The sequence below is a fragment of the Burkholderia pyrrocinia genome (assembly GCF_018417535.1).
In the GTDB taxonomy this organism is placed as follows: Bacteria; Pseudomonadota; Gammaproteobacteria; order Burkholderiales; family Burkholderiaceae; genus Burkholderia; species Burkholderia pyrrocinia_E.
The window spans coordinates 2729251-2754545 of the sequence record NZ_CP070978.1 but is presented as its reverse complement, the minus strand read 5'-3'; the positions used below and the strand labels follow the sequence as shown (position 1 = coordinate 2754545).

18 protein-coding genes and 1 pseudogene are annotated in these 25295 nt (G+C 67.4%); 10 read left to right on the top strand and 9 right to left on the bottom strand.

What is annotated here, in order from left to right; all coding sequences use genetic code 11:
• Positions 1-42: 42 nt before the first annotated feature.
• Positions 43-6045: an MG2 domain-containing protein gene (locus tag JYG32_RS30475; RefSeq protein WP_213266067.1), complete on the bottom strand. Its 6003-nt coding sequence runs from the start codon at positions 6043-6045 to the stop codon at positions 43-45.
• 307 nt (positions 6046-6352) lie between these two features.
• Here JYG32_RS30475 and JYG32_RS30470 point away from each other — a divergent pair.
• The 3 genes and pseudogenes from JYG32_RS30470 to JYG32_RS30460 all read left to right on the top strand — a co-directional run bounded on the left by JYG32_RS30470 (position 6353) and on the right by JYG32_RS30460 (position 10441).
• Positions 6353-7595, top strand: a pseudogene (locus tag JYG32_RS30470) (lipoprotein-releasing ABC transporter permease subunit).
• Between the two features lie 108 nt (positions 7596-7703).
• Positions 7704-8021, top strand: coding sequence for a hypothetical protein (locus JYG32_RS30465; protein ID WP_213266066.1), 318 nt, complete (start codon positions 7704-7706; stop codon positions 8019-8021).
• A gap of 467 nt (positions 8022-8488) precedes the next feature.
• Positions 8489-10441, top strand: coding sequence for a Xaa-Pro dipeptidyl-peptidase (locus JYG32_RS30460; protein ID WP_213266065.1), 1953 nt, complete (start codon positions 8489-8491; stop codon positions 10439-10441).
• A gap of 100 nt (positions 10442-10541) precedes the next feature.
• Here JYG32_RS30460 and JYG32_RS30455 read toward each other — a convergent pair whose 3' ends face one another.
• Positions 10542-11471, bottom strand: a complete 930-nt coding sequence (locus JYG32_RS30455) for a 2-hydroxyacid dehydrogenase (RefSeq protein WP_174379778.1) — start codon at positions 11469-11471, stop codon at positions 10542-10544.
• Positions 11472-11635: 164 nt separating this feature from the next.
• Between JYG32_RS30455 and osmF the strand changes: the two genes are divergently transcribed.
• From osmF to JYG32_RS30425, 6 genes are all read left to right on the top strand, one after another.
• A complete protein-coding gene (osmF, locus tag JYG32_RS30450) occupies positions 11636-12559 on the top strand; it encodes a glycine betaine ABC transporter substrate-binding protein OsmF (protein ID WP_174379777.1) in 924 nt (307 codons plus the stop codon).
• Positions 12556-13734 carry an ABC transporter permease gene (locus JYG32_RS30445; RefSeq protein WP_174379776.1) on the top strand — a complete coding sequence of 393 codons (1179 nt, stop codon included), beginning with the start codon at positions 12556-12558 and terminating at the stop codon, positions 13732-13734. The genes osmF and JYG32_RS30445 overlap by 4 nt, the downstream gene beginning before the upstream one ends.
• On the top strand, positions 13731-14678 hold the full coding sequence (locus tag JYG32_RS30440) for an ABC transporter ATP-binding protein (RefSeq protein ID WP_213266064.1): 948 nt from the start codon (positions 13731-13733) through the stop codon (positions 14676-14678). Before JYG32_RS30445 ends, JYG32_RS30440 begins: the two co-directional genes overlap by 4 nt.
• Entirely contained in the window at positions 14675-15463 is a 789-nt protein-coding gene (locus JYG32_RS30435; RefSeq protein WP_213266063.1) for an ABC transporter permease, read from the top strand. The genes JYG32_RS30440 and JYG32_RS30435 overlap by 4 nt, the downstream gene beginning before the upstream one ends.
• Positions 15464-15683: 220 nt before the next feature.
• Positions 15684-16361, top strand: a complete 678-nt coding sequence (locus JYG32_RS30430; protein WP_213266062.1) for a lytic transglycosylase domain-containing protein — start codon at positions 15684-15686, stop codon at positions 16359-16361.
• Between the two features lie 40 nt (positions 16362-16401).
• Positions 16402-16812, top strand: a complete 411-nt coding sequence (locus JYG32_RS30425; protein ID WP_213266061.1) for a lysozyme inhibitor LprI family protein — start codon at positions 16402-16404, stop codon at positions 16810-16812.
• 30 nt (positions 16813-16842) lie between these two features.
• Here the strand turns inward: JYG32_RS30425 and JYG32_RS30420 are convergent, their stop codons facing one another.
• On the bottom strand, positions 16843-17718 hold the full coding sequence (locus JYG32_RS30420) for a LysR family transcriptional regulator (RefSeq protein ID WP_174379770.1): 876 nt from the start codon (positions 17716-17718) through the stop codon (positions 16843-16845).
• Positions 17719-17887: 169 nt separating this feature from the next.
• Here JYG32_RS30420 and JYG32_RS30415 point away from each other — a divergent pair, with 169 nt between their 5' ends.
• Positions 17888-18961: an alkene reductase gene (locus JYG32_RS30415; protein WP_213266060.1), complete on the top strand. Its 1074-nt coding sequence runs from the start codon at positions 17888-17890 to the stop codon at positions 18959-18961.
• Positions 18962-19033: 72 nt separating this feature from the next.
• Here the strand turns inward: JYG32_RS30415 and JYG32_RS30410 are convergent, their stop codons facing one another.
• From JYG32_RS30410 to JYG32_RS30385, 6 genes are all read right to left on the bottom strand, one after another.
• The gene (locus JYG32_RS30410) at positions 19034-20386 is read right to left on the bottom strand and encodes a HipA domain-containing protein (RefSeq protein ID WP_174379768.1); all 1353 of its coding nucleotides are present in this window, start codon (positions 20384-20386) and stop codon (positions 19034-19036) included.
• Complete coding sequence (locus tag JYG32_RS30405; RefSeq protein WP_174379767.1) at positions 20386-20712, bottom strand: helix-turn-helix domain-containing protein; 327 nt, start codon at positions 20710-20712, stop codon at positions 20386-20388. The genes JYG32_RS30410 and JYG32_RS30405 overlap by 1 nt, the downstream gene beginning before the upstream one ends.
• Before the next feature lie 208 nt (positions 20713-20920).
• The gene (locus JYG32_RS30400; protein ID WP_213266059.1) at positions 20921-21361 is read right to left on the bottom strand and encodes a dihydroneopterin aldolase; all 441 of its coding nucleotides are present in this window, start codon (positions 21359-21361) and stop codon (positions 20921-20923) included.
• On the bottom strand, positions 21358-21990 hold the full coding sequence (locus tag JYG32_RS30395; RefSeq protein WP_213266058.1) for a sarcosine oxidase subunit gamma: 633 nt from the start codon (positions 21988-21990) through the stop codon (positions 21358-21360). The genes JYG32_RS30400 and JYG32_RS30395 overlap by 4 nt, the downstream gene beginning before the upstream one ends.
• The gene (locus JYG32_RS30390; RefSeq protein ID WP_213266057.1) at positions 21980-24991 is read right to left on the bottom strand and encodes a sarcosine oxidase subunit alpha family protein; all 3012 of its coding nucleotides are present in this window, start codon (positions 24989-24991) and stop codon (positions 21980-21982) included. The genes JYG32_RS30395 and JYG32_RS30390 overlap by 11 nt, the downstream gene beginning before the upstream one ends.
• The gene (locus JYG32_RS30385) at positions 24988-25287 is read right to left on the bottom strand and encodes a sarcosine oxidase subunit delta (RefSeq protein ID WP_174379763.1); all 300 of its coding nucleotides are present in this window, start codon (positions 25285-25287) and stop codon (positions 24988-24990) included. Before JYG32_RS30385 ends, JYG32_RS30390 begins: the two co-directional genes overlap by 4 nt.
• Positions 25288-25295: the final 8 nt, after the last annotated feature.

Genomic DNA, 25295 nt, shown 5'->3' with positions numbered 1-25295 from the left:
CTCGCGCCCGGCACGGCTTGCAAGGCCGGTGCAGCCACACCGTCATCGCACACGCTCCACCGTCAGCGTCGTGCCGCCGGGCGCCTGCGCCTGCACGCGGCGGTCGTACATCGACTCGCCGTACGCGGGCGGCGCGACGAAGCGGCCCGCGTTGCTCGCCTTGATCCGGTAGACGAACTCGCGCACGTCGGTGGTCGCGGTGCCGTAGATCACCACGCGGTCCTCGCGCACATCCGCGAACTGCGGCTGCCACGTCGAACCCGTCACGCCGATCGGCGAACGCCACGGCGCATCGGCCACCGGCGCCGGCGCGCCGCCGCCCCCATTGCCGTCGCCGTCCTGCGTGTCGGTCGCGGGCGGCGGCGCAATCACCGGATCGAAGCCGCCCGGCAGCAGGTCGACGATCGCGATGTTGCCGACGTTCGCCGAGCCCGTTGCGCGGATCTTCAGGTGCACGTCGATCTCCTGGCCGAGCGTGATCCTGTCGAGCGGCTTGCCGTTCGTGTCGGTGTAGTCGCGCACGATCTCGAGCCCGTTCCTGATCGCCTTCGTCGACGTGCCGCGGTCGTAGCCCGACTGGCTCGCGACCCACCATGCGGGCAGCGCGCTGCCGTTCACGAGGTCGACGCGCGACGCGCCGGCCGCCCACGTGCCCGAGCGCACGAGGTTCGCCTGGATCGACGACACGTCCTTCGGCGCGACGCCCGCGCGCACCTCGTCGATCGCGAGCTGGTCGAGCTGGCCCGCGTTCGACGCCGCATACGCATCGAGCGCGAGGATCGTCATCGCCGACGACAGCGTGTTGTAGCGGTTGTCGACCAGCGGCGCGGCGAGGTTGTCCATCGCACGCGGCGACAGCTTGCGCACACGCTCGGGGAAGTGCTTCGCGAGCAGGTACAGCACGCTCGCGTCGCGCGTCAGCGGATCGATGTAGTAGCCGGTCGCGTAACCGTCGCCGGACGCACGCTTGCGTTCGAGCAGCACCTGCGGGCCCGCGATCAGCGCGGCAGCCTCCTTGTCCTGCTTCAGCAGTTGATACGACGCGGCCAGCCACGCGGCCGCGAGATCGTTCTTCCAATCGTTCGGATACGCATCCTGCAGGCGCTTCTGCACGGCCGCGAGGCTGTTGGTCGTCACGTTGCCCTGGCGCGTCAGCAGGTACACCGCGTATGCGCGCTGCCGCAGCAGGTCGAGCGAGCCGAGCGAATCGTTCGCCGCGAGCTTCTGCAGATACGTGTTGCCCGCGTCGAGCATGTCCTTCGGCACGGCCGTGCCGCGCTCGCGGGCATCGAGCAGCACGTGCATCGCGTACGCGGACACGAACGGATCGGCATCGGGCGTCGCGCTCCACAGGCCGAAGCCGCCCTGCGCATTCTGCCGGCTGCGCAGCACGCCGAGGAACTGCGCGATCGCGCTCGCGTTTGCCGCATCGGCACCGGCTTCGGGCGCATGCATCGCGCTCGTCAGCGCACGCACCGACAGCCACTTCGACGCGAACACGCGCGGCACGGCCGCGCTCACCATCTGCTCGCTGCAGTAGTGGTCGAAGTTGACGAGATACGACGACAGCCCTTCGGACAGCACGAGCGGTGCGGTCGAGATGCTCGCGTCGCGCGACGCGTATGCGTCGTACATCGGCCGCAGGTTCGGCACACTCGCCTTCTTGCCCGGATCGAGCCGCGCGATGTCGAGCTGCGTGCGGAACGCGGCGGCCGGCCGCACCGACACGTCGACGCGCTGCTGCGCGCCCTTCGCGCCGTAGCGCGCGCCGAACGACAGCATGCCCGAGCCGAGCCTGTCGGTCGCCTTCACGCGGAACAGCGCGACGCCCTCGTGCTGCGGCGCGAGCGCGACGTTCCGCGTCGCCGGCCCGATCACCTGCAACTGCGGGCCCGTCTTCAGCGTGACCGCGACCGGCACCGGCTGGTTGCCGACACCCGTCAGGTTGTTCGCGACACCGACGCTGACGTCGGCTTCGTCGCCCGGCGCGAGCGTCGTCGGCACGTTCGGCGACAGCACGAAATCGCCGCGCACCGTCGTCGCGCCTTCGAACGTGCCGACCAGGTCCGGCGACACCGACACGGCCATCACGCGCAGCTTGCCGTTGAAGTAATCGGGCACCGTGTAGCTCAGGCGCGTGTCGCCGTTCACGTCGACGATCCCCGACCAGTAGACGACCGGCTTGTCGCGCTTGCGCTTGAACGGGTTCAACTGGCGGCCGATCGCATCGTCGGCGTCGCCGCCGGGCGCGGCCATCGCCATCAGCTTCTCGAAGTCCGGCAGGATCAGGTCGAGGATCTGCGACGTGCCGACTTCGAGCATCCGCTTGCGGAAGAAGAACTTCAGCGGATCGCCGAGCTTGTAGCGCGCGACCTGCAGGATGCCCTCGTCGACCGCGAACACGACGACCTTCGCGGGCTTCGCCGAATGCACGGTGAACGTGGCGGTGTCGCCCGGCTTCACGAGCGCCGGCGCATCGACGCTCAGCGCGTTGCGGCGCGCGTCGAGGTTCACCGAGAACGGCACGACGCCGTAGCTCAGCGGGCTCATGAAGATCTCGTCCGACGACGGATCGCGGATGTATTGCACGTTGATGTAGCCGTTGCCCTCGAAGCCGGCCGGCACCGTGATGTGCTGGATCGAGCTCGTGGTATCCGCATGGAACCATGCGTGCGCATACACCTTGTCGCGCTCGATCGTGATCAGGCCGCTGCCCGCGTAAGGCGCGCGGATCGCGATTTCCACCTGCTCGCCCGGCTTGTAGTCGTGCTTCGCGAGGCTCACCTGCAGCTCGGCGTTGCGGTCGAGCGAGCGCGTGACGTTCGCGTCGCCCGCGACCGAATACTCGATCCGGTTCACCGCGGTGCCGTCCGCGCGGCGGATCACGAGCGCATAGCTGCCCGGCTTGTCGGTGCGCAGCGTGAAGTCGAGCCCGGCCGCCGGAATCGTCAGCGGCTTCTCGTCGACCGGTACTTCCTTCAGCCGGGAATCGTATTTGTACGCGCCGGAATCCTGCTTGGTCAGCACCGATACGTAGCGTTCCTCGACGAGCTGCGCGCGCAGGTCCTTCACGTCGATCGCCTTCGCGCCCGGATCGATCGCGACGAGCCGCACCGTGCGCGGGCTGCCGCGCTTCACGTAACCGAGATCGTCGGCCGACCTGTAGCCGACGAGCCAGTCGTTGTTCGACACGAGCGTCTGTGCGTTCGCGGCGACGTTGCGCCCGCCTTCCGCTTCATACGCCTTCGCCTGGAAGTAGAGCTGGTAGGTCGCGTCCGCGTACTTGTCGAGATCGAGGTCGAACTCGGCATGGCCCTTGTCGTCGGTCGTGCCGTCCTGCAGCGTCGTCGTATAGCCCTCTTTCGCGCGCCGTGCATCGAAGAAGTGATAGCCCTGCCAGCTACGGAACGACGGCCATACCGGGCGCAGCGTCAGCGTCGCCGCGACGCGGCGCTTCTCGGCCGGCGTGCCGAACAGGTTCTGCGCATCGACGATGCCCTTCAGCCCCTTCGGCTTCACCCACCCTTCGACGACCTGCTGCGACAGCTTCGCATCGACCTTCATCCGGTCGGGCAGGAACTCCTTCACCTGCACGGTCGTGCTGCCGATCGGCTCGGCACCCGGCTGGCCGTCCTTGACGATGTAGAGATTGACCGTCCACGCGCCGGTTGGCGCCGTTTCGGCCGTCGTATAGCCGAGCTCGGTGAAGCCGGTCGCGTCGACGGTCACCGGCTTGCGTTCGACGGTGATCCCGCGCGGGTCGACGATCTCCGCCTGCAGCGGCACGCCGGCCGGGCTGCGCGCCCAGCTCGCCGCGCGCACGATCAGGCCGATGTGGAACGGATCGCCGGGCCGGTACAGACCGCGATCCGAGAACAGGTACGCGGACAGTTGCCCCTGGCCCGTCGCGTTGCGTTCGCCGTCGACGTCGAAGCGCGAGAAGTCGAGCTGGCGGTCGCGGCCGGCCACCGGCAGGAACGACAGGTCGCCGTCCTTCTTCACGACATACAGTTGCGGACGCTTCTCGCGGTCGAGCCCCTTGAACGCGGGGAAATGCACGACGCCGTCGGCGCTCGTGGTCTGCGTAAACAGCGCCTGGCCGTTCACCGCGAGCACCGACACGGTTGCGCCCGCAACCGGGCGGCCGTTGCGGATCGACTGGATGAACACGTCCTGGCTGCCGTCCAGCGCGCGCTTGACCAGCATCCCGAGATCGGTCACGACGATCAGGCGCGTGTCGCCGAGCGCATTGTCGCTGTCGTCGCCGTTGCCGTGGCTGTCGCCCGAATCCGCGTTGTCGGACTGATCCTGGCTGCCGTCGCCCGACGATGCATCGCTGTCCTTCGCTTCGTCGGCTTTCTTCTTCTCGGCCGCCGGGTCGTACTTCGACAGGTGCAGCAGGAACACGCCGCGCTTGCCGCCTTTCAGGTACTGGCCGAGATCGATGCCTTCGTAATGCGCCTTGCCGGGTTCGCCGGCCGGGAACGCGCGTGTCTGCACGAAGCGCTCGACGATGTGATCCTCGCTGAACGAATACGACAGCTCGGGCCGCGCGTACGTGCCGTTGTTGAAGCTCACGAGATGCTGGAGCTGGTCGGGCACCACGCGGCCGATCTCGACCTTCATCCCCGGCAGGTTGCGCGATACGACCGACAGCCGCTTGCTGCCGCTCATCGACAGCAGCGAGCCGTCGGCCATGAAGCGCAGCAGCTTCGGATAGTCGGGCACCGTGAACGCGGTCGTCACCGGTGCGCCGAGCAGATAGCCGCCGGCCGATTTCAGGTCGCCCTCGAAACGCACGACGATACGGTCGCCCGGCGTCGCGTGATACTTGAAGCTTTGCAGCGTCGCGAAGTCGTTCTCGGTCGGCACCGCTGCGAGCGGCAGCGGCTTCGACTGCTTCAGCACCGCATCGCCGATGTCGGCGACGTTCCATTCGTACGGCGGATCGTCGTCCGACTGATCGACGCCCGGCTTGCGCTTCGGCAGCACCCATGCCTTCGCGCGCGCGGCGAGATCGGCGCTGCGCACGCCGTCGGACGTTTCCGCGACGAGCACCTGCTCGGGCTCGTAGCGCTCGTTGTCGACGAGCGTCGGCGCGACGTTGTCGATTGTCAGGCTGTAGAGCCCCGGCACACCGACCGACGCGTGCAGCACCGCCGGCGTGCCGTCGCCGCCGCGCGCGCTCTTCACGCCCTTGTCGACGTCGAGCCGCACCGACAGCGGATCTTTCGGAATCTCGAGCGACTGCGAATAGACCCACGCGCTCGTCTTCATCTTGTCGTAGTTGACCGTGTAGCGCAGCGGCGACACTGTCTTGCCGTCGCGGCCGACCAGCACGAGGCCGATGCGCTTCTCGAACCCGGCCGGATCGACCGGGTAGTTGAAGCGCACCTGCAGCAGCGCCTGCTTCTCCGCCGGATTGTCGGGGTTCTGGTAGAACTCGTCGTTACCCGACTGCGCAGTGAAGGCCGGCAGGTCGAACGCGAAATGGTCGTCGTGCATCGTTACCTGCGGCGCGAACACCTCGTGCACCGCGAAGCGCACCTCGACGTGCGCGCCGACCGGCCAGTCGGCCGCCGGCGTGAAGCGCAGCGTCTTGTCGTCGACCCACTCCCACGCGCCCTTCAGCGCGGGCGTCATCTCGATGCCCTGCCCGGCCGGCTTGCCGACCCGTTCGATCGGCGCGGCCGATCGAGAGAACGTCAGTTCGAGCGGATGCACGGTGATCTTCGGCTTGTCGCTGTCGTCGACCTCGTAGGTCGTGATCGCCGGCGCCTTCACGGTGAAGCCGACAGTCTCGGGCTCGGGCGGCTTCGGGCGATGCTTGAACCAGTATCCGCCGTAGCCGAGCGCGGCCGCGAGCAGCACGATGCCGCCGGCATGCCACGGGCGGCGGCGCACGGCCGCGGCGGTGATGCCCGCCCACGCGGGCGCCGTCCACGACACGTTGCCGACCAGCGGCCGCAGCACGCGGCCGAGCAGGCGCCAGACGAAGCCCGCCACGCGAATCGGCAGGAGCAGCAGGAAGCGCAGCAAATCCATTTTGTTATTTCCTTGTTCAAGGACGTGCTGCCGGCTTCGGCGGCGTTCCCCGAGATTTATTGGTCTGTGACGGCGCGGCCCTGGTTGCGCCGTAAATGCTTGGAATGGTTTGTTCGACCGAATGCTGGGCGCCATTATGGGTCAGAGCCGAAACGATGGAAATATCGGCGTGCCGGCGCGCAACGCAAGCGGATGACCGGCCGGTCGGACGGTAGTCCGCCCGCCTCCCGACCTCTGCACGCGGTGGCGCTGCGTTCGCTAGAATGCGCGGCTCGACGTGGTTCGTATCGAATTGAAAGGAAATCGCTTGAAACTCCCGTTCGAATGGCAGATCGGGCTGCGCTATGCGCGCGGCGGCCGGCGACGGCTTCGTGTCGTTCATTGCCGGCGCCGCGATGGCCGGCATCGCGCTCGGCGTCGCCGCGCTGATCGTCGTGCTGTCGGTGATGAACGGTTTTCGCACCGAGGTGCGCGACCGGATGCTGTCGGTGCTCGCGCATGTGGAAATCTTCTCGCCGTCCGGCGCGATGCCCGACTGGCGGCTCACCGCGCATGAATCGTTACAGAATCCTTCGGTGCGCGCCGTCGCGCCCTATGTCGACGCGCAGGCGCTGCTGACGAACGCGGGCAGCGTGACGGGCGTCGCGCTGCGCGGCATCGATCCGGTGCTCGAGCCGCGCGTGTCCGAGATCGCGCGCAAGCTGAAGACCGGGCGCCTCGACGCGCTCGTGCCCGGCGAGATGGGCATCGTGCTCGGCACCGCGCTGGCTGAAGCGCTGCACGTGAAGATCGGCGACCGCATCACGTTCTTCGCGCCCGGCAACGCGGCGCGCATCGGCGACGCGCTGCCGCGGTTCCGGCAGTTCAACGTGGTCGGCACGTTCGAGTCGGGCCACTACCAGTACGACAGCGCGCTCGCGTACATCCACATCCGCGATGCGCAGAAGCTGTTCAACGCGCCCGCGCCGACCGGCATCCGGTTGCGCGTCGACGATCTGCAACGCGCGCCGGACATCGCCATGGCGCTGTCGCGCACGCTGTCGGGCGATCTTTATATCCGCGACTGGACACGGCAGAACCGCACGTGGTTCGAAGCCGAGCGGCTGCAGAAACGCATGCTGTCGCTGATCCTGATGCTGATCGTCGCGGTCGCCGCGTTCAATCTCGTGTCGTCGCTGGTGATGACGGTCACGCAGAAGCAGGGCGACATCGCGATCCTGCGCACGCTCGGCGCGCCGCCCGGGTCGATCACGAAGATCTTCGCGATCCAGGGGATGACGATCGGCCTCGCCGGCACGCTGGCGGGCGTCGCCCTCGGCTGCGCGATCGCGGTGAGCATCCCGTGGGTGTTGCCGGCGATCGAGCAGTTGCTCGGCATCCGCTTCCTGACGCCGTCCGTGTACTTCCTCAGTTCGCTGCCGTCGAAGCTCGCGGCGATCGACGTGATCGAGATCGCCGCGGCCGCGTTCCTGATGTCGTGCGTCGCGACGCTGTACCCGAGCTGGCGTGCCGCGCGGGTGCGGCCGGCCGAAGCATTGCGCGACGAATAGGCGCGGCGGCCGGCGTCGGCATTACGCGATCTCGCGGAAACCGACGCTGCTGCCGTCGTCCGGCGTGTAACGGGCGAGCACGTCGAAGCCGACGTCGATGAGTTGCGCGTGCCTGCAGTACGTCTTCTGGCCGTGCCGTCGACGAAAACCGCCGCGCCCGACGACAGTTGCCGCGCGGTATCCGGCAGCGCGAGCGTGTCGCGCGCGCTGCCGGCCGACTGCTCCACCTTCAGCGGCGTGCCGTCCTGCGTGGTGGAGTGTCCGCCGGCCGCCGTGACCGGAATCGTCATTGCTCTCTCCTTTCAGGCTGTTTTTTTATTGCTTACGGATGGATTCCAACGAAGTCGAGACCGATGCCACCCGGACCGGCGACCGCATGCCGCGCACGATCAGAAACTTTGTTTGATACAAACTAAAAAAGTTTGACAGCAAGATTTCACTGAGATAAGTTTGCGCAAGCTTCCGGAAAGAAATCCGGCCAGCCATGCCGACACGCGTCGCGCGCTCCTGCCGTTGCAGCACCGTCGTTCGCAATACCCCCGCCTCATCGCATCATGCCGTTCCGTTTCATCCGAAACCTGAAGGAAGGTCGGGCATGTCCGTACTTGATTCGCACTCCTGCATTCACGTCTTGCCGCCGGCATCGCCTCAACAGCGCGCCCCGTACCCGCCGCTGCGCTGACGATTTCCGTTCGGGGCGACGCGATCGCCCCGACGCTCGCCGAGTGACGCGCGGTATGACGCGCACCGGCACCGGTCGTAACACCCGGGCGTCTCGCCCGGCGCTTTCGAAGGTGCAGTCCCGCTTCATCCGATGCAGCACCCGGCCAGGCCGCAGGGGGCACATATCGCGGACCGGCCGGCTCAGGACAATCACAACAACGAGGTCGACAATGAACATTCATCGAACCGGATTGCGGCGCGCGTGGCTTCCCGCGCTCGTTGCGGCCACGACGCTCGCCGCCTGCGGCGGCGACGACGGCGGCAGCGTGGCGGGTGCGTCAGCGCTCGCGCAGGGCCAACAGGAGGGGGCCGCCGCGTCGGCGGCCGATACGCAGTCGCTGGCGTCACGCATTTCGCCGTCCGGCGTCCCGTACGCCAATCCGGCCAGCGGCGGACGCTACCGGCCCGTGATCGCGAACGGCCAGGTGCAGCCGTCGCTGTCGGGCGGCACGATCGAGGAGAACGCGTGGGTCGACACGCCGGTCGATTCCGACGGCGACGGCACACGCGACCGCATCCACGTGCGTATCGTGCGCCCGGCCGAAACCGCGAACGGCGCACGCACGCCCGTCATCGTGCTCGCGAGCCCGTACTACGCGGGGCTCGCCGACAGCCCGAACCACGACGTCGACGTCGAGCTCGACGGCACGCCGCATCCGGCCGCGAACGCAGCCGCGTCGGCATCGACGTCCGCGCGCATCATGGCCGCCGCGCCGCAGACGCGGATGCTGCAGCAACTCGAAGCGGCCGCCGCCGGGCGCTCGTGGATCGAAGGCTATTTCGTGCCGCGCGGCTTCACGATCGTCTACGCGGATTCGCTCGGCACCGCCGGCTCGGACGGCTGCCCGACGATCCTCACGCGCGACGAATCGGTCGCGATGGCGTCGGTGATCCGCTGGCTCGGCCGCGACGCAACCGCGAAGGACGCAAGCGGCAAGACGGTCGTCGCGAACTGGTCGACGGGCCACGTCGGCATGTACGGCGTGTCGTACGACGGCACGCTGCCGAAGATGGTCGCGAGCCTGCGCACGCGCGGGCTCGATGCGATCGTGCCGGTCGCCGGCCTGTCGAACATGTACGGCTATTACCGCTCGGGCGGGCTCGTGCGCGCGCCGGAAGGCTATCAGGGCGAGGATGTCGACGTATATATCAAGGCGCTGCTGACGAACGCGCATCCGGAGCGCTGCACGCACCTGATCGACGAATCGTTGCAGAAGGAGGACCGCACGACCGGCGACTATTCGCCGTTCTGGGCCGCGCGCGACATCCCGACCGCGTTCGCGGTCGCGCCGGCGCTCGTCGCGCAGGGGCTGACCGACGACAACGTGCGCGTCGACCAGTCGACGTCGTGGTATCTCGCGATGCGGCGCCAGGGCGTGCCGACGCAGCTTTGGCTGCATCGCCTGAAACACACCGATCCGACCCGCGTGCCGGCGATGGCCGACGCGTGGACCGCGGAGGTGAACCGGTGGTTTACGCGCTACCTGATCGGCTTTGACAACGGCGTCGAACGCGATCCGCGCGCGGTGATCGAGCAGGCGGACGGCAAGCTGCTGAAGGAAGCCGACTGGGCCGCGCGCCATGCGACGCCGGTTTCGTATTTCGCGGGCGGCGACGGTACGGGCACCGGCACGCTGCTGCGGATGCCGACCGGCGGCCCGCTCGCACGCTTCACCGACGATGCACGCATTACCGCACTCACGCTGGCGAACGCGCCGACCGGCGAAAACCGCAGCCGCTTCGAGAGCGCGCCGCTCACGGCCGCGACGCGATTGTCCGGCACCGCAACGGCACGTGTCAGGCTGACCTTCACGGGTACGGCCAACGTGACGGCGCTGCTGGTCGACCGCGCACCGGACGGCACGGCGACGATCGTCACGCGCGCATGGACCGACCCGCGCAACCGGCTGTCCGAGTGGCTGTCGGAACCCGTGCTGCCAGGGATGCCGTACGACCTGAAGCTGACGTTCATGCCGCGCGACTACAGGCTCGAAGCCGGCCATCGGCTGGGTCTTGTCGTCCTGTCCAGCGACAACGAGGCAACGCTGCGGCCGACACCGGGCACGGGTCTGACGCTCGATCCGGCCGGCACGTCGGTGACGGTGCCGCTGGTTTCGTCCTGAGCGGGCGCGTGTGACTCAAGGCGGACGGCGACCGATGTCTCTTCGACATCGGCCGCCGTCCGCACTGCCTGATCGCCGCAAAACCTGATTCAACCGTGACTTAAACGGGCGTCAGCACCGGCTGCCCCGCGAAATGCCGCGCAGCGTTGTCGAGAAACTGCTGCACCGAACGATCGAGCGCCTCGGGCGACCAGCCGCCCATGTGCGGCGTCAGCACGACGCTGTCGAGATCCGTCAGCGCGCGCGGCGGCTCCGGCTCGCCTTCATACACATCGAGCCCCGCGCCCGCGATGCGCCCTTCGCGCAGCGCATCCGCCAAAGCAGCGGTATCGACAACACTGCCGCGCGACACGTTGACGACAAAACCGCCGGGGCCGAGCGCATCGAGCACCGCGCGATCGATCAGGTGCCGCGTGCCCGCGCCGCCCGGCGTCGCGACGATCAGGAAATCGGCCCACTGCGCGAGCGCGTCGAGCCGGTCGAAATAGCGGTAAGGAACGTCCTTCGCCGACCGGTTGTGATAACCGATCTCGATGTCGAAGCCGGCCGCGCGGCGTGCGCACTTCTCGCCGATCTTGCCGAGCCCGACGATGCCGAGCTTCTTGCCCGACACGTTCGGCGGCATCGGCAGCCCCTCGCGCCACACGCCCGCGCGGGTTTTCGCATCGAGCCGCACGACGCCGCGCACTGCCGCGAGCAGCAGCGCGAACGCGTGATCGGCGACGCAATCGTCGTTGGTACCGGCGCCCGTCACGACCGTGATGCCGCGCGCCTTCGCATGCGCGACGTCGATATGCTCGTAGCCGGCGCCGAGCGCGCTGACGAACGTGAGTTGCGGAAGCCGGTCGATATCGGCAGCGGCGAGGCCCGTGCTGCCGTTGGTCAGCACCGCGCGAATCGTGCCGCCGGATTCGGCGATCGCGCGTTCGCGTTCTTCGGGAGTCGGGGCATAGCGCACGTCGAACGACGCGGCGATCTCGCGATGCGCGTCGCCGCGCAATGCGATGAGAACCAGCAGCTCGGGCTTCATGTCAGCAATTGTCCGCAGGCGGGAACGGATTTCAGTGTAACAAGCCGGCGTGACGGATGCGGGTTATCCCCACGCGGGCTGTGGGCACGCCGCCGCACGCGGTTTGCCAAAGCCCGCTCAGTCAAGTAACTTTCGGCGTACGCCCCCGTCCTGGAGATTGGCTCATGAAGCTCGCCCTGCCCGCCCGGATCCTGGGCCTCGCGTTCGCCGCCGCGCTCGTCGCGCCCGGCGCGCACGCCGACACGCCCGTCGTGGTGTCGTCGAAGATCGACACCGAAGGCAACCTGCTCGGCAGCCTCATCGCGCAGGTGCTGAAAGCCCACGGCATTCCGGTCACCGAAAAGATCGCGCTCGGCACGACGCCGATCGTGCGCAAGGCGCTCACGAGCGGCGAGATCGACATCTATCCCGAATACACGGGCAATGCCGCGTTCTTCTTCAACAAGGCCGACGATCCGGTCTGGAAGGACGCCGCGAAAGGCTACGACACCGCGAAGCAGCTCGACTACACGGCCAACCATCTCGTGTGGCTCGCCCCGGCGCCCGCGAACAACACATGGGGCGTCGCCGTGCTCGCACCCGTCGCGCAAGCGCAGCACCTGAAGACCTTCTCCGATTTCGGCAAGTGGGTCGCGGGCGGCGGCAAGCTGAAGCTCGCCGCGTCGGCCGAATTCGTGAACAGCGCGTCCGCGCTGCCGTCGTTCGAGAAGGCATACGGCTTCAAGCTGAAGCCCGAGCAGCTCGTCGTGCTGTCCGGCGGCGACACGGCCGCGACGATCAAGGCCGCCGCGAACCAGACCGACGGCGTGAATGCGGCGATGGTCTACGGCACCGACGGCGGCATCGCGTCGAGCGGCCTCGCGGTGCTCGACGACGACAAGCACGTGCAGCCCGTCTACGCGCCGACGCCCGTGATCCGCGAAGCCGTGCTGAAAGCGCATCCGCAGATCGCCGATTACCTGAAGCCCGTGTTCGCGAGCCTCGACCTGAAGACGCTGCAGGCGCTGAACGCACGCATCCAGATCAACGGCGAGCCGGCGGCCGGTGTCGCGAAGAGCTACCTGAAATCGAAGGGCTTCGTTAAATGACGGGTCGCGCGGCGGCGTCCGCGCGGCGCGTGACACCCGACAAGGTCGGCATCCTGATCGGGGTACTGACGATCGTCGCCGTGCTCGGCCTGCCATTCTCGGTGCTGCGACCGAACCGGATCGCGGCCGGCGCCGATCTGTCGGTGTTCGCCGCGCTGCCTGCGGTGCAGGGCGCTGCGCTCGCCGCGCTGTGGAGCGTCGGCGCACTGTGGGCGATGACGGCGAGCCGCCCCGCGTGGCGGCTCGCGGCAGGCTGCACGTGGCTCGCGACGCTCGCGTATGCGGTCGGTGCAGCGGCGACGCACGTCGTCGCGCCCGACGACATGCTCGCGCGCGTGTCGCCCGCCGCCGGTGTCTGGCTGCTGTTGTTCGCATGGGCCGTGCTCGTCGCCGACGCGCTCGCGCGGCTCGCGTTCGGCCCGTGGCGGCGCCTCGTCGCGCTCGTCGTCGCGATTGCAGCGATCTCGGTGCCGCTCGCGAGCGGCTGGTGGGACGGCCTTTCCGTGATGCGCGAATACGCGGTGCGCAGCGACGATTTCTGGCGCGAAGCGATCCGGCACGTATCGCTCGCGGGCGGCTCGGTCGCCGCCGCGCTCGTCGCGGGTGTGCCGCTCGGCATCGCATGCGCGCGCGTCGCGGCGGTGCGGACCGTCGCAATGCCCGTGCTCAATATCGTGCAGACGATCCCGAGCATCGCGATGTACGGGCTGATGATGGCGCCGCTCGGCCTGCTTGCCGCACACGTGCCGCTCGCGGCCGCGCTCGGCATCCGCGGGATCGGCGTCGCGCCGGCCGTGCTCGCGCTGTTCCTGTATTCGCTGCTGCCGATCGCATCGAGCGTCGTGGTCGGGCTTGGGCAAGTGCCGCCGCATGTGACCGAAGCGGCGCGCGCGATGGGCATGACGCGCGCGCAGCGGCTGCTGCGCGTCGACCTGGTGCTCGCGCTGCCGGTGATCCTGAGCGGCGTGCGCATCGTGCTCGTGCAGAACATCGGCCTGACCGCGGTCGCCGCGCTGATCGGCGGCGGCGGGTTCGGCACCTTCATCTTCCAGGGGATCGGGCAATCGGCCGCCGATCTCGTGCTGCTCGGCGCGATCCCGACGATCGCGCTCGCACTGGCGGCCGCCGTCGTGTTCGAAGCCGCGACGTCGCTCGCGAAGGGGCGTGCAGGATGATCGAGATCGAACGGGTCGGCAAACGCTTCGGCGACGTCGTCGCCGTCGACGACGTCTCGCTGACGATGAAGCGCGGCACGATCACCGCGCTCGTCGGCGCATCGGGCAGCGGCAAGTCGACGCTGCTGCGCATGATCAACCGGCTGATCGCGCCCACCAGCGGCACGATCCGCATCGACGGCGTCGATACGGCGAGTGTCGCGCCCGAGCAGCTTCGGCGCGGCATCGGTTATGCGATCCAGGGGCACGGGCTGTTTCCGCACTGGAGCGTCGCACGCAACATCGCGACCGTGCCGCGCCTGCTCGGCTGGCCGTCCGATCGCATCGGCGCGCGCGTGAACGAACTGCTCGAACTGTTCCATCTCGCGCCGGCCGAATTCGCGGACAAGCTGCCGCACGAACTGTCGGGCGGCCAGCAGCAGCGCGTCGGCGTCGCACGCGCGCTCGCGGCCGAGCCCGCGATGCTGCTGATGGACGAACCGTTCGGCGCGCTCGATCCGATCATTCGCGGCAAGGCGCAGGACGACCTGTTTGAGTTGCAGCGCCGCCTCGGCATCACGGTCGTGATCGTCACGCACGATATCGAGGAAGCGCTCAAGCTCGGCGACACGATCGCGGTGATGGACGGCGGACGGCTGCTGCAGGTCGCGCCGCCGGCCGAGATTCTCGGCAAACCGGCGGCCGGCGTCGTCGAACAGCTCGTCGCGGGCGTCGACCGGCCGCTGCGCCTGCTCGCGCTGACGCCGATCGACGCGGTAGCCGAACCCGGTCATGCCGACGGCGAACCGATCGCCGCGACGCGCACGCTGCGCGATGCGGTGTCCGAGCTGCTATGGCGCGGTGTCGATGCGCTGCCCGTCGACGATGGTGGCGGACGCAACGAACCCGGCGCGCGGCGCATCACGCTCGATGCGATCCGCGCGCATGCGAGGAAGCCTGCATGACGACGCCGGATGCAACGCGCGGCGCGCGGCCATCGCGTTCGCCCCTTCCCCGCAGCCTTCCCGCGTTCGCGGCGCGGGCTGCTGCGCTCGCGCTGCTGCTCGTGCTGCTGTTGCGCCCCGCATGGCTGCAGGGGCTGTTCGCGCCGTTCTCGGACAACGGCGCGCCCGTCATCTACGATCGCGCGAGCCTGCTCGACCTCACGCTCGCGCATCTCGGCACGGTCGCGCTGTCGAGCCTGATCGGCACGATTGTCGCGGTCGCAGCCGGCATCTTCGTCACGCGGCCGGCCGGCACGGATTTCCTGCCGGTCGCGCGCAGCGTCGTCGACATCGGCCAGACCTTCCCGCCGGTCGCGGTGCTCGCGCTCGCGGTGCCGGCCGTCGGCTTCGGATCGAAACCCGTGCTGATCGCGCTCGTGTTGTACGGGCTCCTGCCGATTTTCGAAAGCACGATTGCAGGGCTCGAAGACGTGCCGCGCGACGTCGTCGATGCCGCGCGCGGGATGGGAATGAGCGGCTGGCAGCAGCTGGTGTCGGTCGAGCTGCCGCTCGCGTTTCCGGTGATCGTCAACGGGATCCGGCTCGCGGTCGTGATCAATCTCGGCACCGCGACGATCGGCTCGACGGTCGCCGCGCGCGGGCTCGGCGACGTGATCATCGCGGGCCTGCAGACGTCGAACACCGCGTTCGTGCTGCAAGGCGGCGTGATCGTCGGGCTGCTCGCGGTGCTCGTCAGCGACGCGATCGGCGCGATTGCGCGGAGGGCGACCGCGCGGAGGGCGTAGGCGGTTCGCGTCGCTTTCCCGTGCACGGGGAAATGAGGATACGATCCCGGAACCGACGGTGACATTTATCCGGACTCCGATGCGTGTCCATGCAACGATCGGCCCGTCGATCATCGCAGACCGACACAAGCCTACACGTCGCTTTCATTCGAGCCGGCGCTCGACCACCGGTGACGATTGGCCGATATACTATGCGCCTCACATTTCCCAGCATTCCACCATGCGACGGTTTCTCTGGCTGATCGTGCTTTCGCTCGGCATCGCGCAACAGGCATCGGCGCAGCAAGTGCCCGCGCTGCCTGCATCCGCGCCCGAAGCGGCCGCATCGGCACCGTCCGTCGCATCCGCGCCACTCGCCAACGCCAACGATCAGCCGAACGAAGAAAACCGCCGCATCACGTCCTACCTGACGAAGAAGTTCGGCGTCGCGAAGGAACGGGCCGCGAAGCTCGCCGATATCGTGAGCGTTACTGCGACGAAATATTCACTGCCGCCGGCACTCGTTTACGCCATCATTTCGATCGAATCGCGCTTCCAGGAAAAGGCGCGCGGCCAGCACGGCGCGACGGGGCTGATGCAGGTCGTACCGGCCGCGCATCGCGGCCTGCTGCGCAACGTGAAGGATCTGACCGAGCCGAACGCGAACGTCGAAGCCGGCTCCGCGATCCTGTCGGGCTATGTGAAGGCAGCCGGCGGCAACGTGCAGGCCGGGCTGAAGAGCTATGGCGGTTCGAACGCGTATGCGGCAAAGGTGATGCAGCGGGTCGATTCGTTCCGGTTCGTGCTCGAACCCGACGACGACGCGAAAGCCGGGAAAGCCGCGAACGACACGAAGGCACGGATGGTGCCGGTCAGCGAATCGTCGTCGACATCGACGTCGGCTCGCAACACGCGGTAAGCGCGACCGCGCACTCCCCCTTTTGCGACTTGTCCTGCGCATGCGCTACGCAATCCGACACGCTGCCCGCCTTCTCGCCGTCGCCGCGCTGGCGAGCGGCGCTGCGTCCGCGTTCGCCGCGGTCGATTGCGAACAGCAGGGGCCGACGATGGACGCGGTGCGAAACTGCATCGTCGACAACAGCAATCAGGAAGTGGAGCGCGCGTACCGGTCGCTCGAACGCAAGACCCGGCAACGCAACCCCGATGCCGCGAAACAGCTCGCAAAATCGCAGGCGAGCTGGCTCGGCTTCGCGAGCGACACCTGCAATTACGTAAAGACCGCCAATCCGCAGCAGATGATTCCGGACGACGCATGGATGAACTGCTGGGTCGACTTCGGCCAGGCGCGCGTGCGCATCCTGAAAAAATGGGAAGCGCAGGGGAACGCGCCGCAACCTGCGCACAACTGACCGGCGCCCGGATGCCCGCGCCGCCGGATGTCACGCCTGCGCAAAGTGCGCGCGCAGAAACTCGATGAAAATCTGCGTCTTCGCGGGCAGCAAGCGCGTTTCCGTCATCGCGTAGACGGGAACCGGCGTGCCCTCCCATCCGGGCAGCACGCGACGCAACCTTCCTGCGGCCACGTCGTCGGCCACAATTTCCTCCGTCATCTGGATAATCCCCGCACCGTGCACGGCCAGTTGCCGGATCATGCCGACGCTGTTCACGACGAACCGCCCGCCCACCGGCACCTCGACCTCCCGCGCGCCGTCATGCAGCGTCCACGCATCGACGCGCTGCACGCTCAGGCACTGATGCTGCTTCAGGTCGTCAGGCTCGCGCGGCTCGCCCGAGCGCTCGAGATAGCGCGGCGACGCATACAGATGATTGCGGAACGTGGCGAGCCGCCGCGCGACGAGTTGCGAATCCGCCGATTCGCCGATACGGATCGCGACGTCGAACGGCTCGCTCACCAGATCGACGCGCCGTGACGTCAGCTCGAAATCGAACGTCAGCTTCGGGTAGCGGTTCGCGAATTCGACGATCAGCGGCGTCAGGTAGATCACCGCAAAATCGACCGGAAACGACGCGCGCAGCACGCCCGCCGGTTCGGCCAGCAGTTCGCCGAGCTGCTCGTGCGCGAGCCGCGCCTCGTCGACGATGCGCTTGCAGCGCTCGAAATACAGTTGCCCGGCCTCCGTGAGCTCGATCCGGCGCGTCGTGCGATGCAGCAGCCGCAAGCCGATCGCCTTTTCCAGCGCGCCGATCCGCCGCGACAGCGTCGAATTCGGCATGCCCAGCGCGTCGGCCGCACTGCGAAAGCCCTTCGCCTTCACGACCTCCACGAACAGCGCCATGTCGTTCAGTAATTCCACACCCACCGCTCCATCAATGGATCAATGTTATCCAAACTACCATATTTATCTCGAAAAAGAAGCAATGGATGATGTATCCATGGCGGCAAGGCTGGCGCAACGGTGCGCGGCCGGCGCCCGATACGGCATCGCCCCGGTGCCGTTACCCGACCCTCAAGGAGCACGCATCATGGACGCACTGTTCACCCCGGCCCGTGTCGGCCGCTACACGCTGCAGAACCGCCTGGTCATGGCACCGATGACGCGCAGCCGCGCCGCGTTCGACGGCACGCCCGGCGAACTGGCCGCCGAATACTATGCGCAGCGCGCGGGCCTCGGCCTGATCGTCAGCGAAGGCACGCAGCCGTCGGACGACGGCCAGGGCTACCTGACGACGCCCGGCATCTACACCGATGCGCACGTCGCCGGCTGGAAGGCGGTCAGCGACCGCGTGCATGCGCGCGGCGGCCGTCTGTTCATCCAGTTGATGCACGTGGGGCGCATGTCGCACCCCGACAACACGCCGCATCATCGCCAGGGCGTCGCGCCGTCCGCGATCGCGCCGGGCGTGCCGATGTTCACGGTAAAGGGGATGCAGGAGATTCCCGCGCCGCGTGCGCTGACGACGGACGAAGTGCGCGAGACGGTGAACGACTTCCGCGTTGCCGCGCGCCGCGCGATCGAGGCCGGCGCCGACGGCGTCGAGATCCATGGCGCGAACGGGTATCTGGTCCAGCAGTTCTTCGCGCCGAACGCCAACACGCGCACCGACGCGTACGGCGGTACGATCGAGAATCGCGCGCGCTTCGCGATCGAGGTGGCCGAGGCGATCGCCGACGAAATCGGCGCGGACCGCACCGCGATCCGCCTGTCGCCCGGCACCACGTTGTGGGGGATCGACGAAGGCGCGGAAGGGCCGGACCTGTATCGCCACCTGGCGACGCAGCTCGACCGGCTCGGCCTCGCGTACCTGCACGTGATGCACCAGGGCGACGAGCCGCTGCTCGCGGACCTGCGCGAGCGCTGGAGTGGCACGCTGATCGTGAACCGGCCGGGCCGCACGCGCGACGCGATCGGTACGGATGTCGCAGCGGGCATTGCCGATCTCGAAGCGTACGGCCAGATGGTGCTCGCGAATCCGGATTTCGTGACGCGGCTGAAGACGGGTGCGCCGATGAACGACGCGCAGCGCGACACGTTCTTCGGCGGCGACGCGCGCGGGTATGTCGACTATCCGGCGCTGAGCGGCGCGGCTGCGGCGTAACGCATCCGCGCAGGGCAATCGCTGCGACACGCTGAATCCGGTGTCGCAGCGTCGCCCGCCAACCGTCCGATATCAGAGAAGATCGACGTTTACCTTGGATATCATGGGGGCAATACGCAGCGTACGGTCTGCCTGAGCACACACGTACTCCGAAATATTTCGCACCCAGGCACGCTCTTCGCCTGCATAAGCCTCCAACTCCGCCAACTCGGGAGCCAGTTTCCTCGCCAGCGTCGCCATCTTTGTCATTTCACGTGCGACGAACGATGGCCGGATTTGCGCGCGATGCGCAAAGTCCGCCAGGGCAAAAGCGGTCAGCTCCTCCATTCGGAACACATCCCCGTAAGCCATCGCCATATCCTGGACATACGCGTCACCATACACGTTGACGCAAACGAGATCGTAAAGCGGCGCCGGATCGAGACCGCCGCTGCTGACGAAAAACGAAATATTCTTGCCGTGCGCGTCGCTGTTGCCGATCAGCAATTGCAGCAGCGCCCAGCGCAGCATCGCCGAACGTGCGGCCGCCGGAGTCTCGAGACACGGTGTCAAGGAAAACAGCTTCTCGAAGCTCACGCCCTCGCGAATATTACGTACGTCCGCGTTGTTGCCGAGGTTGCGTTCGTATTTGAGTGTCGCCGGCAAATCCAGCGCCTGACATCCGTCGATGATATGGAGACGACGAACCGCGCGGACGCGTTGCGGATCGTCCGGTTCGGTCGTCGCGATCCGGTCGAATCGTTCGATGAGCAGAATGGGTTCCGGGATGCGCCGCATCTCGACATGAGCCACCGGCAGCCCCATTCGGGCAGCCAGCGTCATGCAGAAATGCTCGTTCGCGACCATGAACGGAGCATGCGGGTTGCTGGACTCGGGCTTCAGGATATGCGTGCTGCTGAGCCGCCCCTCGACGAGCGCGAATTGCTCGCCCTCGACCAGCACCTGAAGCTTGTCCTGATGACCGGCAATCGATAGACGGACCTGATTGTCCCAGACGGGAAACGGAATCGCATCGCGCTTGCGAATGCGGTCGCTCAACTCCTCCGCGGATATCACGCGCCGCACCGATTCGTGGGCCTCCGGCGCCTGCGCATCGGCATTGTCGTCGGGGAAAAAGCTTAACGCGCCGACAGGCTCTTTCCCGAGCATGCGGATCAAACCGAAAACATTGTCCTTCGAGATCTGATACATCGCCGCGGCCACTTCGAGTGCGCGGCCCTCGGGCAACAGGTTGCCGATGAAGCGCTGGACCGCACCGGCAGGAGGTGGACCTCCATCGAGAGGAATGCACGGCGACAATGCAAATGCGTCGGCGCGCGCCTGCCACGTCGGATCGTACGAAAATCCGTAATCATCCTGACGGGCATCGTAGGTCAACCGGCCGACAGGCGAGCCGTTGGTCGAAATGCTCAAGCGATGGGCCATCAGGCCACCTCCTGCGACCCCGCCGGATTGGCTTGTGATGCCATATATTCGTGTAACGCCTTGCGTGCCGCAGGCACTTCGCGTTTCGGCACGACGAGCAAATTGAGACCCAGGCCGTCGAGTACCTTGAACAATTTGTCGAGGCTCACGGCGCGACCGTTTTCCAGCCGCGACAGCACGTCCTTCGAGACGCCGAGCATATCGGCCGCGTCGTCGATCCGCATCTGGTTCTGCGCTCGCCGGTTGCGGATGAGCGCACCCAGCGCGGCCAGATCCAGTGCCAGCGGGTCGGGTGTCGCAATCGGGCGAGGTAAGGTACGGGCCATAATTCCGGAATTCCAGGAACAAAGAGCCGCCGGTGAGGCCGGTCGACATTGTTACGAAAATACCGGAATTATACCCGCGCAAACCTGAAGCCACCAATTATTCCTATATTTCAGGAACAAAGGCACCCGCATTCACTGGATGCTTATTGTTCTCATATTTCAGGAACTATGCATCTCGGCAAACGACCCGACGGCACTGTCGTCGGCATCAAAACTGCCCCGCCGCCCCCGTCCACCGCAAGTAATCCCCGCGCGTCCAGTCGAGCGACACGCCGACACGCTTCGTCCCCGGCCGGATCTTCGGCTTGTACACCGACAGCGTCAGCGACTCCAGCGCGGGCCATTCGCGGAACGACAGCACCGCGATATCGGCGACGAGCGTCTCCAGCAGCCGCGTATGCGGCTTGTGCGACAGAAACGCCGCGACGCGCGTGCAATAGCCGTCGTAATCGATCCACTCGCCCTGCTCGCTCGGCTCGCAGCGATAGCCGAGCCGCGCATCGATCACGATCGGCTGCGGCGCTTCATGCTCGTGCGCGTGAATGCCGATCCGCGCGGGCACCTTGAGTTCGTCGACGAACACGCTCCAGCCGCGTCCGCGCAGGCGCGGCGCGTCGATCGCCACGAACGGTTCGTCGAACGGCTTCATGACGCGAGCGGCTCGGCCGCGTCGAGCATGATGCGCACGAAATAGTCGGCGAAGCTGCGGCGCAGGACGATCTCGAACGCATCGTCGCCGGTCGGGATCAGCACGATCGACGACTTGAAGTAATGCGACTGCGCGCACTGGCCCGGCTTGAACGCACGCGGATGGAGATCGAGCGGGCAGCCGCGCGCGAGCACGTCGCGCACGCGTTCGCCGCTGATCTCGACCACCGTGTAGCCGCTGCCGACGTCGACGGCCGCCGCATACGAACCCTGCACGGCCTCCGCCAGCTTTGCCTCGAGCACGCCGGCCGGCACGGGCCCGTTCGATCGCACGAGCCATTCGTCGGGGCCGAGCCACAGCACGTCGTACTCGGCACCGCGCGCGACCGTGTTCGGCGCCGCGGGCGGCCGGCAGCCGACCACGCGCTCGAACGCGCTCACGAATGCCGGATCGCTCAACTCGCCGCGCACGTTGACGAGATCGAGGAACGGCCGCTCGCGCAGCGTGAACTTCTTCGATGCGCGCGCCTGGTGCGTCTTCAGCACGTCGGCCGCGCCGACGAACGGCGATTCAAGCGTCACGCCGCCCGCGCCCGCCACCTGCGACTGGTTTCTCGTTTCATTCCACATGCTGGCGCACCCCTTCGGTATCGTAGAAAACCGGGCTCGAGATCTTCGCGGTGATGCGCTTGCCGTTGGCCAGCGGAATCACGACGCTCTCGCCCATCTTGTTCAGGCCGCCCTTCACCACCGCGAGCGCGATCGAGCGCTTCAGGATCGGGCTGTAGTAGCTCGACGTCACGTGGCCGATCATCGGCGTCGGATCGACCGCCGACACCTGCGTGTCCTTCGCGACGATCTGCGCGCCTTCCGGCAGCACGAACTGCTCGTCCTCGGTCAGCAGGCCGACGAACTGCTTGCGGCCTTCCTTCGTGGTGTCCGAACGCGCAAGCGAACGCTTGCCGAGGAAGTCCTTCGACTTCGCGACGACCCCGCCCATCCCGAGGTCGTACGGCGTGACCGAACCGTCGGTATCCTGGCCGACGATGATGTAGCCCTTCTCCGCGCGCAGCACGTGCATCGTCTCGGTGCCGTACGGCGTGATGTCGAACTCGGCACCGGCCGCCATCAGCGCTTCCCACACCGCGCGGCCCGCGTTCGCCGGCACGTTCACTTCATAGGCCAGCTCGCCCGAGAAGCTGATCCGCATCACGCGCGCCTTCGCGCCCGCGACGGTGCCGTTGCGGTAGCTCATGAACGGGAACGCTTCGTTGCCGAAGTCGATGTCCTGGCACACCTTCTGCACGACCTTGCGGCTCTTCGGGCCGACCACCGCGAACGTCGCCCAGTGATCGGTGACGGACGAGAGCCGCACCTTCATGTCGGGCCATTCGGTCTGCAGCCAGCGTTCGAGCCACGTGAGCACGCGCGCCGCGCCGCCCGTCGTGGTCGTCATCATGAAATGCTGGTCGGCGAGGCGCACCGTCACGCCGTCGTCGAACACCATCCCGTTCTCGTCGAGCATCAGCCCGTAGCGGCACTTGCCGACTTCGAGCTTGTTCCACGGGTTCGTGTACATCCAGTTCAGCAGCTTCACCGCATCGGGGCCCTGGATGTCGATCTTGCCGAGCGTCGACGCGTCGAGGATGCCGACGCTGTTGCGCACCGCGAGGCATTCGCGCTTCACGGCCGCATGGAGATCCTCGCCGTTCTTCGGGAAATACCACGGCCGCTTCCAGTTGCCGACGTCCTCGAACAGCGCGCCATGCTCGACGTGCCATTCATGCACGCAGGTCTTGCGGATCGGGTCGAGGAAATCGCCGAGCTCGCGGCCCGCGAACGTGCCGAACGTCACCGGCGTGTAGTTCGGGCGGAACGTCGTCGTGCCCGTTTCCGGAATCGTCTTGCCGAGCGCCTGCGCGAGGATCGCCATCCCGTTGATGTTGCCGAGCTTGCCCTGGTCGGTGCCGAAGCCCATCGCCGTATAGCGCTTCACGTGCTCGACCGACTCGAAGCCTTCGCGCGCGGCGAGCAGGATGTCGGCGGCCGACACGTCGTTCTGGAAGTCGACGAACTGCTTCGGCCCGCGCGCCGCGGCCTCGCGGCTGCCGACGAGCCACAGCGGCTGCAGTGCGCCTTCGACGGTTTCGGCGACCTGCGGCGCGACCGGGCGCTGCGCGGCCGAGAAGCCCGCCGCCTTCGCCGCTTCCGCGCCCGCATCGACCGCGAGCCGCAGCGCACGCGCCAGGCCGAATTCGCCGGCCGCCGCACCGATGCTCGCCTCCGCCTGCACGGGCTTGCCCGGCAGGAAGCAGGCCTTCTCGTCGTTCCAGCAGGCCTTGCCGCCCGACTGCGCGAACAGGTGCAGCACGGGGCTGAAGCCGCCCGACATCGCGACGAGATCGCACGGCAGCGTCTGCAGCTTGCCGCTCACCTGGCCGTTCGTGCTGGACGCGACGTCGACCGACGATACGCGCCACTTGCCCGAAGCGGCCGTCACGACCGCGCCGCTCATTACCGTCACGCCCTGCCGCTTTGCGGCGGCCGGCAGCGCGCCGTTCGACGATGCGCGCGAATCGACGACCGTCACCTTCGCGCCGCACGCCTTCAGGTCGAGCGCGGTCTGGTACGCACGGTCGTTGTTCGTGAACACGACCGCGTTGCGGCCCGGCAGCACGCCGAAGCGATGCACATAGGTGGACACGGCCGACGCGAGCATCACGCCAGGCAGATCGTTGTTGCCGAACACGATCGGACGCTCGTGCGCGCCGGTCGCGAGGATCACGCGCTTCGCGCGGACCTTCCACAGCAGCTCGCGCGTGCCCTTGCGCATCGACACCGGCAGGTGCTCGGTCAGGCGCTGCGTGACCGTCACGAGGTTGTGGTCCTGATAGCCGAACGCGGTGCTGCGCGACAGGATCGTCACGTCGGGCAGCTTGCGCAGCTCGGCCTCGATCTTCTCGACCCACTGCAGCGCGGGCTTCGCGTCGATCTCGGCGCGGCACGACAGCAGGCTGCCGCCGAGCTCGCGCTGGTCGTCGACGAGGATCACGCGCGCGCCGGCCACGGCCGCCGCATGCGCGGCCGCGAGACCCGACGGGCCGCCGCCGACGACGAGCACGTCGCAGTGCGCGTAGCACTTGTCGTAGCGATCGGCGTCGAGCGCCTCGGGCGCCTTGCCGAGGCCGGCCGCCTCGCGGATCTTCTCTTCATACTTCGGCCACATCTTGCGCGGCCACATGAAGGTCTTGTAGTAGAAGCCGGCCGGCAGGAAGCGCGAGAACTTCTGGTTGATCGCGTACTTGTCGTTCTCGAGCGTCGGCTCGGCGTTCACGCTCGTCGCGACGAGCCCCTGGTACAGCTCGATTTCGGTCGCGCGCGCGTTCGGCACCGTGTACGGGCCCGATTCGAGCTGCACGACGGCATTCGGTTCCGCGACGTCCGCCGTCACGATCCCGCGCGGACGGTGGTACTTGAAGCTGCGCGCGACGAAGTGCACGCCGTTCGCGAGCAGCGCGGACGCGAGCGTGTCGCCCTGGAAGCCCTGATACGTGCGGCCGTTGAACGTGAACGTCAACGGAATCGCGCGATTGATGCGGCCACCGGTGCCGAGGCGGTCTTTCTGGCTCATTTGCTCGTGCCCTCTTCGTGTGCGTTGCCGGCGGCCGCGCCGCCGAACTTTTCGTAGCCCTTGATATCGTAGGTCACCGTGTCGCGCGTGGCCTTGAACCAGCGGCGGCAACCCTGCGCGTGCAGCCATTGCTCCTTGTGCAGCCCGCGCTTGTTCTCGCGCATGAACACGTACTCGCCCCATTCGCGGTCGGTCATGTTCTCGTTATTGACGGGGCGCACGATGTCGGCCTCGCCGCCGCACGAGAATTCGGATTCGGCGCGCGGCCCGCACCACGGACATTCGATCAGCAACATGTTTCTTT